The sequence below is a fragment of the Danxiaibacter flavus genome (genome assembly GCF_041060425.1).
Classification (GTDB): domain Bacteria; phylum Bacteroidota; class Bacteroidia; order Chitinophagales; family Chitinophagaceae; genus Danxiaibacter; species Danxiaibacter flavus.
The window spans coordinates 158354-173549 of the sequence record NZ_JAULBC010000001.1 but is presented as its reverse complement, the minus strand read 5'-3'; the positions used below and the strand labels follow the sequence as shown (position 1 = coordinate 173549).

The 15196-nt window shown below is 42.4% G+C and carries 12 protein-coding genes; 7 read left to right on the top strand and 5 right to left on the bottom strand.

Translation table 11 applies throughout. The annotated features are described in order from the left end of the window. Positions 1–161: 161 nt before the first annotated feature. Positions 162–4997, bottom strand: a complete 4836-nt coding sequence (locus tag QTN47_RS00625) for an MBG domain-containing protein (protein ID WP_369327362.1) — start codon at positions 4995–4997, stop codon at positions 162–164. 410 nt (positions 4998–5407) lie between these two features. On the opposite strand from QTN47_RS00625, the gene purU reads away from it, so the two are divergent. The 3 genes from purU to QTN47_RS00610 all read left to right on the top strand — a co-directional run bounded on the left by purU (position 5408) and on the right by QTN47_RS00610 (position 7537). After that, on the top strand, positions 5408–6247 hold the full coding sequence (purU, locus tag QTN47_RS00620; RefSeq protein WP_369327361.1) for a formyltetrahydrofolate deformylase: 840 nt from the start codon (positions 5408–5410) through the stop codon (positions 6245–6247). A gap of 302 nt (positions 6248–6549) precedes the next feature. Next, a complete protein-coding gene (locus QTN47_RS00615) occupies positions 6550–6945 on the top strand; it encodes a cupin domain-containing protein (protein ID WP_369327360.1) in 396 nt (131 codons plus the stop codon). 211 nt (positions 6946–7156) lie between these two features. Further along, positions 7157–7537, top strand: coding sequence for a DUF6496 domain-containing protein (locus tag QTN47_RS00610; protein WP_369327359.1), 381 nt, complete (start codon positions 7157–7159; stop codon positions 7535–7537). Positions 7538–7633: 96 nt separating this feature from the next. On the opposite strand, the gene htpG is transcribed toward QTN47_RS00610, so the two are convergent. Then, complete coding sequence (htpG, locus tag QTN47_RS00605; RefSeq protein ID WP_369327358.1) at positions 7634–9448, bottom strand: molecular chaperone HtpG; 1815 nt, start codon at positions 9446–9448, stop codon at positions 7634–7636. 298 nt (positions 9449–9746) lie between these two features. Between htpG and QTN47_RS00600 the strand changes: the two genes are divergently transcribed. Both QTN47_RS00600 and QTN47_RS00595 read left to right on the top strand, forming a co-directional pair. Next, a complete protein-coding gene (locus tag QTN47_RS00600; protein WP_369327357.1) occupies positions 9747–10274 on the top strand; it encodes a DUF8685 domain-containing protein in 528 nt (175 codons plus the stop codon). Positions 10275–10376: 102 nt separating this feature from the next. After that, positions 10377–10775, top strand: a complete 399-nt coding sequence (locus QTN47_RS00595) for a hypothetical protein (protein WP_369327356.1) — start codon at positions 10377–10379, stop codon at positions 10773–10775. Between the two features lie 69 nt (positions 10776–10844). Here the strand turns inward: QTN47_RS00595 and QTN47_RS00590 are convergent, their stop codons facing one another. Beyond that, positions 10845–11888: an NAD(P)-dependent alcohol dehydrogenase gene (locus tag QTN47_RS00590; RefSeq protein ID WP_369327355.1), complete on the bottom strand. Its 1044-nt coding sequence runs from the start codon at positions 11886–11888 to the stop codon at positions 10845–10847. Between the two features lie 513 nt (positions 11889–12401). On the opposite strand from QTN47_RS00590, the gene QTN47_RS00585 reads away from it, so the two are divergent. Continuing rightward, complete coding sequence (locus QTN47_RS00585) at positions 12402–12920, top strand: hypothetical protein (RefSeq protein WP_369327354.1); 519 nt, start codon at positions 12402–12404, stop codon at positions 12918–12920. 11 nt (positions 12921–12931) lie between these two features. Here QTN47_RS00585 and QTN47_RS00580 read toward each other — a convergent pair whose 3' ends face one another. Both QTN47_RS00580 and QTN47_RS00575 read right to left on the bottom strand, forming a co-directional pair. Next, a complete protein-coding gene (locus QTN47_RS00580; protein WP_369327353.1) occupies positions 12932–13414 on the bottom strand; it encodes a hypothetical protein in 483 nt (160 codons plus the stop codon). 49 nt (positions 13415–13463) lie between these two features. Continuing rightward, on the bottom strand, positions 13464–14027 hold the full coding sequence (locus QTN47_RS00575; protein WP_369327352.1) for a DUF1543 domain-containing protein: 564 nt from the start codon (positions 14025–14027) through the stop codon (positions 13464–13466). 77 nt (positions 14028–14104) lie between these two features. Here QTN47_RS00575 and QTN47_RS00570 point away from each other — a divergent pair, with 77 nt between their 5' ends. After that, positions 14105–15058: an ion channel gene (locus QTN47_RS00570; RefSeq protein WP_369327351.1), complete on the top strand. Its 954-nt coding sequence runs from the start codon at positions 14105–14107 to the stop codon at positions 15056–15058. The last annotated feature ends 138 nt before the right edge of the window (positions 15059–15196 follow it).

Below are 15196 nucleotides of genomic sequence, written 5' to 3'. Positions count from 1 at the left end.
AGATCGAAATTCGCTTTGAAGGCCTGAACCTAAGCCTCTGTGTTGCTCCGTGTCTCCTCCGTGCGGCTCTGTGTAATTGTATTTTTTATTTGCACAGAGAAAAGAGCAAAGTAGACGCAGAGCTATATATAGTGATATTCTTTTTATGGCTACATGGAGTCCTATCGCAATAACACCACGGTTCCCTTCCGCTCAATTGGTCCACAATTATTTTCGGCGCGGATGAAGTAAACATATGTGCCGCCGGCCAGCAGCTGTCCCTTGTAGCGGCCATCCCAACAATCATTGGGATTATTGGTATGGAAGACCAGGTTACCTAAACGGTCAAACACACTAAAATCAAACTTTGAAACAACTCCCCAATAACGGATTCCAAAACAATCGTTCAAACCATCTCCATTTGGCGTGAATGCATTTGGCATCAGGTTCTCTCCTTTTCTTACCGTCAAAATATCAACCATAATGCTATCACTGCTTACGCAACCGTTCATATCAGTGCCTGTTACCACATATTTTGTGGGCGTCGTTGGTCTGGCTATAGGATTGGCAGTGTTTACATGATCCAAGCCAGTTACGGGTGACCAGCTGTATTTGTAAGCGCCCGATACCTGTAATTGCGCACTACCATTACTGCAATCAAGATCGTTTGATTTAGTAATACTGATATTGGGTAGCGCATTAACTTTCAGCTTCACCGTTTGCGTGTATACCGTTGTCCCCGGCGCCGAGATCATGCAGCGGATATACATCGTATATACTCCTGTTGTATCGAAAGTATTGTTTGTAGCGCCAGGAATATCATACCACTCAGCACCATCGCTGCTTTGTTGCCATTGATATGCTATTGAACCCCACTTGCCGGTCATGGTGGCAAGCGTTGAAAAGCCGGCGTTATTGTTCACACATACAGCTTTGGGTTGAGGCTGTACATCCACAGAAATTACAGCACCGGTTACAGTCAATGTTCCATCCTGGTAGATGAGGTTATAGTTGGCCGCCGAGCCGCCACTTACTGAAATCTGGTAATCGCCGGGCATACTGGAGGATATAGCGCTGGTCGCCGCAGTTGGAGCTAGAATTGCAGATTCATCCTCGCCATTTACAAATCCACTATAGTTAATAGCCAGGGCCGGATTGTTTTCTCCATATGGCCTCGAGGTATCATTGGCTATAACGGCAAGGTCTTTCTTGTTTATTTGCACGGCGATAGCAACTGATGGCGCCGCGAGGTAAATTGCATCTCCAGGTTGAGCAATAGAAATTATCGCTGTACCTGCCCCTTTAATTGTCAGCATGCCAGAATTGTTCACACGGACGACATTCGTGTCACTGCTGGAATAAGAAATTGACAGGTTTGACGAAGAGGCACCGCTCACATCCACCGTAGCATCACCATATGTAGCCATAATTATTCCTCCCGGGGTTTGTGCATTCAGCGATATTGATTGGCTTTTCTTACCCACTGTTAACACTGCATTGTTGCTGGTTGTTGTAGCACAAACGCCGGTTATCACACAACGATAGATGTAGCCATCCATATTGAGACTTGCATTTGTGATCTGCAATGCAGCAGTTGTCGAATTGCTATAAGTACCATTATCTGTAATGGCAGCAAAGCCAGCACCGGTATTCACTTCCCATTGATAAGCGAGTCCGGTACCTGTTGCCGATACATTAAAGTTTGTGTTATCACCGATTACAATATTGTCTGGCTGCGGCTGTATAGTTATTGATGGAAGAGTGTTTACTGTAAGATTCAACGTTGTTGTGCTATCACAGCCCGTAAGCAGAGAAGGTGTTGTATAAGTGGCCGCATTATTACCTCCGGCTGTAACGGTTATACCATTCCATACATACGGCAATTGATCGGCGCAGATGGTTATATCCTGCGTTGCTGCCCTCAGCGGATTTACAGTGAGATACAAGGTCGTTGTACTGTCGCAGCCCGTCAACAGAGAAGGAGTTGTATAAGTTGCCGCATTAACACCTCCGGCATTTACAGTTATGCCGTTCCATATGAATGGCAGTTGGTTAGCACAAATAGTGATATCCTGTGTCGCTGTTTTTAATGGACTTACTGTAAGGTCCAGGGTAGTTGTACTATCGCAGCCAGTGATCAAAGATGGTGTTGTATAAGCTGCAGCATTACTACCTCCGGCATTAACTGTTATACCGTTCCATACGAATGGCAATTGATCGGCACAGATAGTAATGACCTGTGTTGCTGTTTTCAGCGGATTTACCGTAAGACTTAAAGTAGTTGTGCTATCACAGCCTGTAACCATAGATGGTGTTGTATAAGTTGCGGCTGCGCTGCCACCTGTGGTTACCGTTATGCCATTCCACAAATAAGGCAACTGATCCGCACAGATGGTGATGCTCTGCGTTGCATTCTTCAATGGATTAACCGTAAGATTTAAAGTGATGGTACTATCGCAACCCGCTACCAAAGATGGTGTAGTATAAGTTGCTGCATTGTTACCTCCGGACATCACACTAATTCCGTTCCACGGATAAGGAAGCTGATCAGCACAGATCGTTATGTCCTGCGTTGATGTTTTCAACGGATTAACCGTAAGATTTAAAGTGGTTGTGCTATCACAGCCCGTTACTAAAGACGGGGTTACATAAGTAGCAATATTATTTCCTCCGGCGGTTATTGTTAAGCCGTTCCATACATATGGCAATTGATCGGCGCAGATGGTTATGTCGTCTATTGTGCTTCTCAACGGATTGACCGTAAGGTTTAAAGTAGTTGTACTGTCGCAGTTTGTTATTAAGGAGGGCGTCGTGTAAGTGGCAACGCTATTTCCCCCCGCCGTCAACGTTATGCCGTTCCACAGGTATGGCAATTGATCAGCACAAATAGTGAGATCTTCTACTGCGCTTTTCAGTGCATTAACCGTGAGGTTTAAAGTAGTTGTACTGTCACAATTTGTCACTTGCGATTGAGTTACATAAGTGGCCACTCCATTACCTGCATTGGTTACGGTAATCCCGTTCCAAACATACGGCAACTGATCGGCGCAGATGGTCAAATCCTCTACGGCTGCTATTAACGGATTTACGGTAAGGTTCAATATGGTAGCACTATCGCAACCAGTTACAAGAGACGGCGTTGTATAGGTCGCCACATTGTTGCCCCCTGTAGTCACCGTTATACCGTTCCAGCTGTAAGGCAACAAATCAGCGCATATGGTTACATTATCGGTTGCTGTGATCAATGGGTTAACTGTCAGATTCAAAGTAGTCGTACTATCGCATCCCGTCAATAAAGATTGAGTCGTATAAGTAGCCACACCGTTGCCTCCGGCTGCTACGGTTATTCCATTCCAGGTATAAGGCAGCGCGTTGGCACAGATGGTAATATCCTCAGTCTTTGTTTTTAAAGGATTAACTGTTACATTAAGTGTAGTTCCCGGACCACCACACCACGGAGTAAAGGTATACATCCCGGAAGCGGTATTGTCGACTGTCGCAGGGCTCCACGTACCACCGATCCCATTGTTAGAAACAGCTGGTAATACAGGTGCCGTTGAGCCATAACAAAAATCATTTACCGGATCAAACACAGGTGTTTGAGGCTCCAGTTTGGCGCCAATGGCCATGAGGTTCAAAATACCAAAAGAACTTGAGCTGATACCAATACTTTTGATTAGTTTGCCCTGACCTGAAGCAGGCATGTTTATTGGCATTTCGAACAAGTACGGAAACATCTCTCCATTACAAGTAGCATAACTTCTCGGTATCCGGTACAGTTTACTGGTAAGTTCAAAGGGAGCTTCGTTGATAGGATCAGGCAGACACCAATCGGGCATGTTCAGGCTAACAGCTGCCGTAGTGTTATCCGTAAAGGTAAAGGTTGCAGAAAATGCCACTGGGCCATTTCCACTCATTCCGACAAAATATAGCTTAGATGCTTCGAACGGATTTTGCAAAGTCAACGTCTTGCTTTGTCCCCATCCCAGGAAAATATCATTGTTCTGATTATATGGCTGAAGTGTGTAAGTAATGCCTGTATTGGTTGTTGTATTTGTGGATGTTATTTGCCTAATATTCTCATCAGGCAATGCTCCCGTACTGGCGTCAACACAAGTACTGCCTCCTGGCGCAAATGAAGGACTCACCAGCGCAAAATCAGAAAAGTCCGCGGCTACAGATGTGGACCCTGATGCCGGCCCGATTCCATCAGCAATAATATCAGCATTAAAATCACTCGCCAGTAAAGGAATCTGTCCGTACATGCCCCCATTTGTCACCATTATGGATACAGTAACCGGCGCAGTCACACACTGCCCCGCATCCGGCGTAAAAGTATAAGTGCCCGAAGAAGTATTGCTAACCGTTGACGGATTCCACGTTCCGGTAATTCCGTTGTCTGAAGTCGAAGGCAATGTTGGCATCGGCGAGCCAGAACATATATAAGCCGGTAAGCTAAATTCTGCCGCCTGGATCATTTTCACATGAGCTGAAACACCTGATATCCATACTGGCGACGGAGATGCCGTGCAATACACTTTACAACGAAAATAGCCATCAGCAGTTACACTGGTATATACTAATGCGGGATTCGACAAGGGTGAGCTAATATTTGACCAGCCCGTAGCCCCATCCGCCGACGATTCCCATTGGTAAGTAAGACCTGTCACATTTGGCATAACAGCCGTAATGTTCAGGTTAACCATACCTGACGACGGACAAACAAATTTTGGCGAAACTGTTGCGGGAGATGCAAACGGAAAAACAACTCCCGGATCACTGCAGTCTGTAGCCGCCAGGCCTGATAACGGCGATTGTGCAGCGGAATTTTGTTCCCGCACGCCAGCTGTGTTTGCAGGAACTTCTTTATCCGCCTCTGCCGCCGGCTCATTGTACCCCACGCCGATGCCGAAAATTATTGGAAGCTGCGTATAAACCTGATTGGATAACAACAGTACAAAAAATATGATGAGCACCTGGCGTAACCGGCCAGACTTAGCAAGGATGGTGTTTTTCATAATAGATAGTGTACACACTGCAGGGCCTGCAGTTCGTGAAGCAGTTTTTAAAATAAATCCATCAAACTATCCGGGATCTATTCAAAAAGAATTGGGTCGCGAAAACTGTACTCATTCGAAAGAATGGCTGAATTGCGCAGATGCACTACGACGGAAAAATCAAACCGCGTTAGTGTTGATTGTATAGGTTTCATACAATTAGGATATTGGTTATTGGAATGTGGTTGTTGCTAACAATCAGTAGCCGAAAAAGCAACAGCACCGCATTTATTAAGGCCATAAAGATAAATGAAAGATGGATTCGCAACACTGACTATCGATAAATGGATTTTTGACCTTTGCTCATTGCATCGAATGCTGAAAATTCACGGCAGCCACACCTGGTACTTTCCGAATCACTATATTTAGTCATGGAAAAAAATCACGTGGTCCTTATCAAATGCGCCGACCAGAAAGGACTGATTGCAGCTATCACGGGTGTTCTTTTCAGGAATAACCACAACATTCTTTTGATGAAGGAATTTGTTGAACCGGAAACCAATACTTTTTTTGCCAGGTTTGAACTCTCCGGTGAGCTTAATACAGAAACACTGCATACACAACTGGAAGACGCTTTACCCGCAGGAACACGCATCTCCATCAACCCTAAAAGAAAAAAAGACATTGTTATACTTGTTACAAAAGAACATCATTGTTTAAGCGACCTCCTCATACGCTATTACTTTAATGAATTGCATGCCAACATCAAGGCTGTTATCGGCAATCACGATATTCTAGAAGCCTTCACAGAGAAATTCGGCATCCCGTTCCATTTCCTCAGTCACGAGCATATTGAACGAAACGATTTTGAAACAAAGCTGTCATCACTCATAGATCAGTACGCTCCGGATTACGTGGTGCTGGCCAAGTTCATGCGGATTCTGTCGCCTTCATTTGTCGCACAGTATGAAGAACGCATCATTAACATACACCATTCGTTCCTGCCCGCATTTATCGGCGCAAATCCTTACCGAAAAGCTTATGAGCGCGGTGTAAAACTAATTGGCGCTACTGCTCATATAGTAAACAACGATCTTGATGAAGGACCAATCATCACCCAAAAAATAATTCCGGTTGACCATGAATACGATGTAAAAGGAATGATTGAAGCTGGTCATGAAATTGAAAAATCCGTTCTTGCTGATGCGCTCAAACTTGTGTTGGAAGACAGGGTGTTTGTGGTGCGGAATAAGACGATCATATTTAATTGAGAATTGAAAATGGAATGCGAGAATGTGCGAATATGCAAATGTGAAAATGTTGGGCCGGCCATAGGTGGTATGTAGTGGAGGATGGGTTTGCAGAATAGGTACACCCGGGTTGTTGTTTTGTTACACATGTAACATTTTTCCAATTATTTAAAGCTTAACTACTTTGTCGAAAAGTTGCTAAATAAACGTTTTATTGCATGCAACCGATTTACCATATTATTAATCCTGATTAATATAATTACGGCCACTTAAGGCGAACAATTTGCATGCTTCTTGCATTATTAAAATAAAAAGTGCAAGAGATGGATGTAAAAATGAACGAAGCGACAAACAACCGGCCACAGGGCGATAGGCTAATAGCAGCTCCGCATGTTTTTATCAACCTGCAATCTTATATTAAGCAGCTAAAATCTGAGGAAGCCTGGCAAAAAAATGACCGCAATGCCATAACCGTCTTTAAAACTGAAGGTGTGACGGTGGTGGTGGTTGCAATGCATGCTAACGCAGAAATCAATGACAATGTTGTGAATGGCATCCTAACCTTGCAGGTGCTGGAAGGAAGTGTGGAAGTTGTAGTAAACGGAACTACAGAAAGCATCTCACAGCGCCAGATGCTGGCCATTGAGCGGCAGGTAAGCCATCATATAAAAGCAACGGAAGACAGCTTTCTCTTGTTAACCATCAACGGCAAAGAGTAACCTCTTACGATCTTACGGTCTTACGATCTTACTGTCTTACGGTCTTCCAATGTGGCATACATTCCTCATTTGCAGCGATTCGGCAACAGTATTTACAGCAAAACCAAAGGTGCAGTACACGCAAAAAGGTTTATTTGAAGAGATTGCAGCCATTTTTCACCATTTTTTTCTTTGAAAAGGCTTACTTCCTAATATTCGTTAGTCATGGCAAATGATTTGTGGCAGAATCAGTGATAACCCATTATTCATTCTTAAAAATATCCAGATGGCGAAATATTCTGCAAAAAGCCAGAAAAAGGTAGAAAAGAGCATGCACGAAATGAAAGAAGGGAAACTGAAAAGTGGACGCAGTGGTAGAAAAGTTACTAATCCCAAACAAGCTATAGCAATTGGCTTGTCTGAAGCAAGAGAAGAAGGAGCGAAAGTTCCTAAAAAAGCTGCTTCTAAAACCGCAAAAAAAGCAGCGCCAAGAAAAACAGCTAAGCGCGCTGCACCCAAAAAAGCAGCAAAAAGAGCTGCACCTAAGAAAGCAGCAAAAAGAAGCGCACCCAAAAAGGCAGCTCGTAGAAAGTCTGCCAGTAAAAAATCCTGACTATGTGAGACCCAAAAAGAGAGTGGCGATTGATATAGGCATATCCATCACCACTCTTTTATATTAAAATAAGCCTGTCGCTATACGACTAAGTTCTTAATTACCATTTTGCATCAATTCCACGCTGCGGCTAATAAAATTGGTAAGATCATTCCCTTTCAGCAAACCCTGTGACAACAGTGCCAGATCAGCCAGGTTTCGAACCTGCTTTTCCTTTTTTGACTTGTCTTCTTCTTTCAATAAGTGCTGGTAGATCGGGTGATTACCGTTCACTGTTAATGTTACTTCGTCCGGCATGTTTGCATAAAATGCGCTCATTCCTCCGCCCATAGCAGCCATATCTTTCATACGACGCATCAGTTCAGGACGGGTAGCTACAACCGGAGCAGTTTCGGGACTAAGCCCTTTTACCTCCACGGTTACATGAAGATCCGGGATCTGCACGCCAAATAACTCTTTTAATTGGGTTGTTTCGTCGCTATTAAGAACAGAGTCTGTATCCTCCTGCTTGTCAATAAGGTTATCAACAATGTCTGCATCCACGCGCGTAAAATGGATGTTTTCCCATTTCAGCTCCATGTTATTGATAAAGGCTGCATCCACAATGGTTTCCATTTTAACCACTTTGTATCCCTTGGCTACAGATGCTTTGATATAGGCATCCTGCTGTACCGGATTTGTAGTGTACAGAATAACCTGCTTCCCTTCTTTGTTTTTTTGCAGCGTTTCTGTTTCTATTTTGTATTCTTCTAACGTATAGAACTTCCTGGTTTCAGCATCTTCCATCAGCAGGAACTTGTTTGCCTTATCAAGAAACTTATCGTCAGTCATCATCCCATACTTCACAAACAGGCCAAGGCTTTCCCATTTTTCTTCGAAAGAAGCGCGGTCTGTCTTAAAGATCTCGTCAAGCTTATCAGCAACTTTTTTGGTGATGTGTGCATTGATCTTTTTAACGTTAGGATCCCCCTGTAAGTAGCTACGGCTAACGTTAAGCGGAATATCCGGACTATCGATAACTCCCTGTAGCAGCATTAAAAATTCCGGAACAATATCTTTCACTTCATCCGTAACAAATACCTGGTTGCTGTACAGCTGGATCTTATCTTTCTGTATTTCGTATGACTGCTTTATTTTAGGAAAATACAGGATCCCAGTAAGATTGAAAGGATAGTCAACATTCAGGTGTATCCAGAACAACGGGGTTTCACCGTACGGATATAACTCCTTGTAAAATTTCTGATAGTCTTCAGTTGTAAGATCTGAAGGTTTTTTTGTCCAGATCGGGTTGGTATTGTTGATCTGGTTGTCTTCAAAATAAACAGGTATCGGCAGAAAACGGCAGAATCTCTCGAGAATACCACGAATTCTGTCTGCTTCAAGAAATTCAGTGCTTTCGTCATTAATGTGCAGCACTATTTCAGTTCCTCTGTCAGCCTTCTCCGTCTCGTGCAATTCAAATTCAGGGCTGCCGTCACAGCTCCAGAATACTGCAGGAGCATCCTTGTAGCTTTTTGTAAAGATTTCCACTTTGTCACTCACCATGAACGAGCTGTAGAAACCGAGACCAAAATGCCCGATGATGTTTGCATCCTTATATTTATCCAGGAACTCTTCCGCCCCGCTAAAAGCAACCTGGTTTATGTATTTGTCCACTTCTTCCGCGGTCATACCAATACCACGGTCAATAATGCTTAATGTTTTTTTGTCGGCATCAATCTTAATATCAATGCGCAATTCGCCCAGCTCACCTTTTGCTTCGCCAGTATTGGCCAGCGTCTGCAATTTTTGACTGGCATCTACAGCATTACTTACCAATTCACGGAGAAAAATCTCATGCTCGCTGTAGAGAAATTTTTTAATGATAGGGAAAATGTTTTCTGTTTGAACTCTTATCTGTCCTTTTTGCATAATGAAAACTTTTTTTAATGTCAATCGTTACCGGAAATACGGCAAAATACCTGTACCCGGCTTCATTTTTTAAACCTGAGAAATACACAAACCAAATACCAAAGCTAATACACTGACAGGTTGACAAATGCCCCGGTTAAACAAACCTTTTCCTAACAACATCCACCGCATTGAAAATACCGTGTCATTGTAGTCCCACGCCGATTACCGAATGTGATTTAACTTTAGCAGCTAACGTCAGAACGCTGAACACGCTTTATTTACTATTTTTAGGCCCTTAATTCAAATCTTATTATTCATGGATGTATTAGGTGTTGGTTCCCGGGTAAACCACATTACTTATGGGAAAGGTGTTATAATTCATGTTCATAAAAGAGCTTACGACATTTGTTTTATTGAAGGCGGAATTAAAACACTGAGCAAAGAAAACAATCTTGAAATCATTGAGAAAGTCGAGAGTGAATACAATGTCAGTTTTAATGAGGCAGAAGAGGCTTTAATGAAAATCCTGCGCGAATGGAGCGATGTTTCCGAAGTAATTCCCCTCGGAGAGAAATGGCAAAATGGTCTGATGATCCTAAAGCCCGGTGATAGCTCTCTTAAAGAAAAAGAAATTCCGATCGAAACCTTCTTTCATAAAATTGTGATGCTGCGTGACAGGCTGCGTGTGCTGGAACAGCGCATTAACAGCCATGATAAACTGACTGATGAAGATAAAATTAACATCCAGCAATATATTACCCGTATTTATGGTTCATTAACTACCTTCAATGTGTTGTTCAAGCACAGAATGGATTACTTTGAAGGCGAAAAAACTGAAAAGTAATTAGTAATCCATTAAAAAAACATTGATAATATCCGTACCTGTCCGATATCCAAAAAATAACCACAAAAAGAAATTATTTTAGTTTGTTTAAATTTTTTAGATATGAGTCTGATCAGGGATACCTGGGATGTTTCAAAGGAAATGCTAAGCCTGTCGTCGGAAATCAAAGCCGGACCACGAACGGATCGCGACAAACTGTCTCAGATCCTTTCTGAAATTTCAGATCTTTTAAATGATGTTTACATCAAAATGAAGCAGAAAATCTATCCCCGCACACAGTGTAACAGGTTAAGTGATTTATGCAATGATCTATTCGAATCTTCCCAGCATCTTGTAGGCGAAGAAAAAGCCCGCACGCTAAGTGACCAATTGCAATATGCATTGAAAAACAGTGAAAGGACTTTTGAAGATTTTGTTACGGAAAAGATTTCCTATATGGAGATACAACAACTGGAGGAGGCTTCGGGGAAGTTTAAGGCTTGTTCGGTAATTATTAACTAGCTGTAAGTTATACGTTGCATGTTATACGTAAGAGCTGGAGGGTGAAATCAACCCTCCAGCTCTTGTTATTTAGATAGTAGATAAATCCAGTACAAAACGGTACTTCACGTCATTTTTCAACATGCGATCGTAAGCCTCGTTAATGTAATTCATGGGGATGAGTTCTACATCGGCCACAATATTGTGTTCGGCGCAGTAATCCAACATTTCCTGCGTTTCTTTTATACCGCCAATCATTGAACCAATGATACTGCGGCGATTGTTCAACAGTGTAAAAGCACCAACCGGAGAAGCTTCTGGCGGCAAACCAACTATCACCATCTTGCCGTTAAGGTCAAGCAGATCGAGATATTGCTCATAGCTATGATTTGCTGATACCGTATTCAGAATTACGTCGAAATAGCTTTTGTACTCCTCCATCGCTTCTTTGTCCGTAGTAAGCGCGAATTTGTGTGCGCCAAGCTTTCTTGCATCGGCTTCTTTTGATTTGGATGTACTAAGCATAGTCACTTCCGCTCCAAATGAAACTGCAAATTTTACGGCCATGTGACCAAGTCCACCCAATCCAACAACGCCAACTTTTGTTCCTTTGGTTACACCAACATACCTAAGCGGTGAATAAGTAGTGATACCGGCACACAACAGCGGCGCTACTGCTTTAAGATCAAGCTTCGGAGATACTTTCAATACATACTTTTGGTCAGTAACGATCTGGGATGAATAACCGCCCTGGGCAACGGTCTTGCCATCACGCTCAATGGCATTGTAAGTGCCGGTCATTCCTTCCACACAGTATTGTTCGAGATCTTGTGCACAATTTTTACAAACCCTGCAGGAGTCGACCATTACACCCACGCCGGCAAAATCACCTTCTTTGAACTTTGTAACATTAGAACCAACTTTAACAACGCGGCCAACAATTTCATGTCCGGGCACCATTGGAAAAATAGAGCCACCCCATTCATCTTTTACCTGGTGAAGATCTGAATGACAAACACCGCAGTACAGTATTTCAACCTGCACGTCGTCCGGGCCAACATCTCTGCGTTCAAATGAAAAAGGAGTCAAAGGCGCATTCGCTTTCTGCGCAGCATATGCTTTTGTTGCTATCATAAAAATTTCTGTTTACCTGATTGAACATTGCGCACAATAATGCGCTTATTTTTTTCGGGTACAAATGTAGAGATTGAAGTGAAGAATTCACCCTGTTTTCGACAAGGCATCACACTACTTAAAAAGTTAGTGACTGCTACGTATTACGCGAGGGTTTGAGTATATTTAGAATTGTGCAGACTGTCATGACAGCAACAGATTTTCCCGTAGGGAATTAAGCTCAATAGAAGGGATTGGATTCTAAGCATCCTGGCCCGTTAGGGCTTTAACCAATAAAAGGTTAATGTCCTACGGACAAAGGAATCCAGAACGTTGGATTTTCTATTGAACTTTAAGCCCTACGGGCTATCGACGAAAAGCGTACTGTCATTCCATTTTTGATTTTGGTTAATCAAATTATTCATCGAGGCGACGATACTGCTACAGCTTGCACCATTTTATTTATAGAAGATATGCTTTAAAAAATATCTTGACTAAGCATTCTAATCAGTAAATATTCTCAAACACTTTATCATGGCATCTACACAAACAGTGTTCACCAATAACAGACCATCCAAACCAATTGCGACCATAATAAAGGCCGGATTAATAGCAGGCACGCTTGATATTGTAACGGCCCTGATCATGTTTTACATGAAAACCCACAAGGATCCGATGATCGTGTTTAAATATATTGCCAGCGCCGCATTTGGAAAAGCAGCGTATTCCGGCGCATCTTTTATTGTAGCCGGAATTGTATTTCATTATATCATCGCATTTTCTTTTACCATACTTTATTTCTTCCTGTATCCGCGCATCAAATTCATGCACAACTACCCTGTTCTCGCAGGCTTGACATATGGCATTTGTGTCTGGCTGATTATGAACCTGCTGGTATTGCCATTGACCCAACTACCACCTATCACATTCAATCTTCAATCCGCCATTACAGGCACAATTGTATTAATGCTGGCCATAGGATTGCCGGTTTCGCTCATAGTTCACAATTATTTCTCCCGTAATAAGCGAATGATAGAAAATGATGTAGTTTGAAGAAAAGTGTGTTAAGAGACGGAGAGCGCTGGTGCAGTTTGCAGAAACGCACCAGTAATTAATTCGCTGTTTTTTGCATCCAGTTTTTGTTGTAACAGATTAGCGAATGCCTCAAGGTAATCAATCACATCTTCTCTCACATTTCTTTTCAACCAGCGAAAGCCACCGGCCAAAGCATATAGCACTTCTTTATCATCGAGGTATTCTATGTGATGAATATCTGTGGGAGTCAGTCCGATTCCTTCGAGCCGTGCGATCAACATGTATGCAGGCGCATCCGTTACAGGACAATAGTCTTCCGCAATTTCCGTCCATTCGCCAATACCCGATTGTGCATAAGCCTGTATTTCTTCCCTGCTCAAACTTGTAACCACCTGTAACAGGTTTCCACAATTGCAACCACCGTGATTACCCCACGCATAATAGGCGCCATTACGCAGACGCATTGCTGTTTCCCGAAGCGCTTTTATCAATGTTGTATCTGGAAATGCCATATTGCTTTATTTAAGTTAACAAAGAAAACAGCATCATAGTTACATAAAGTTACAAGCTATCGAGCTTAAAATAACCAAGGTGTATTGCATCTTCTTCCTGAGAACCTTCAGCCGGTTGAATATCAATAACGTATTGCGCTTTTATGTCCTGAGGAAGAATGTCCTGTATTTCATACAGATCATCAACATCCACGCCATATTTATCATCCACATGAGATGCTGCACCGGCAAACCCTGTATGCTGATAGAAAGCAGTCATTTTTGCCTGGGTTATCGCGTCACCCTTCTCTTTCGCAACGGCCAGCATCTTATAATGAAATTCATCAAAAGCATTTTGCCTGTAGCCACCAAGATTAATAAAAAACAATTTGTATGCAGAAGATTGTTGCAACAATTCATTCTTCAACCTAACGGACACCGCCTTACCGTTTACATTTTTTACCTCCCGCCACGCATCAACATGGATCTTGTGCGGACCAGGCCAGAATGCCTTGATCTGAGGGATAAGATCTCTTAATTCTTTTGCTATGCCAAATAACACATCGTGTTGTTCGGTGTTCCTGCCTTCCGGTTTACAACCGAGCAATAACATGTACAGTTTATATTCACTCATAATTTACCGACGGTGAGAATAAGTAAGATTAGAAGATGCAATTTTATTAATATTACAGCTATAAACCAAAGCGTTTTATGGCACTCTATACAAAGATCAATCCCTTCTCCAAAATCAATAATGATACAGGATTTGGCGTTAATGCCAGTAGTTATGGAGGAAGATTTATTAATAAAGACGGCACCTTTAACCTGGAAAAGGAAGGCCTTTCATTCTGGAACCGGTTTAGTGTTTTTCATGCAATGATCAACATGCCTCGATGGAAATTCATATCGGTGATCGTGCTTTTTTTTATCAGCATTAACCTGCTTTATACAATTATCTATATAGTTCTTGGCGTTAATGAATTGCAGGGATATTATAACACCGATAACTGGTCACGGATTAAAGAGATCTTCTTTTTCAGCACCGAAACTTTTACTACGGTTGGGTATGGCAGGGTTAACCCCGTGGGTGACGGAGCAAACATGGTGGCTGCGTTTGAGGCCATGACAGGCTTCCTTTCATTCGCCATTGCAACCGGTTTATTCTATGGGCGTTTTTCCAAACCGAAGGCTTTCTTAAAATTTACCGACGCTGCCCTTATTGCACCTTTTCAGGAAAAGGAGGCATTGATGTTCCGTTTTGTATCTTATAAAGACAATCATTCTCTAACCAATGCAGAAGTCAAAGTTAATCTGAGCCTGTTGGCTTTAGAAAATGGTAAATCCGTTTACAAGTTTTATGAACTGAACCTTGAAAGAAATCATGTAGATCTTTTGCCGATGAACTTCACGGTAGTTCATCCGATTGATGACACAAGTCCCCTACTCGGCTTATCATACGACGACATGAAAGCTGCTGATGTGGAAGTATACGTCCTTGTAAGAGCTTTTGATGAAACCTATTCCTCCACCGTTCTTCAACGCACTTCTTACACTTACGACGAAATTAAATTCCGCGCCAAATTTGTTCCCATGTACCGCGAAAGCCCGGACGGGAAGACGACAATTATAGAGTTACATAAACTTAATGAATACAAAGATGTCTAAAAAGACCGTAAGATCGTAAGACAGTAAGACCGTAAGAGGGTTAGGATGTTGCACTGTCTTTCTTATGATGTATATAGCAAGAAAAAAAGAGGGTAAGATTGGAGGTTAAAAAACGCATCCCTTACACTCTTCTTTTTT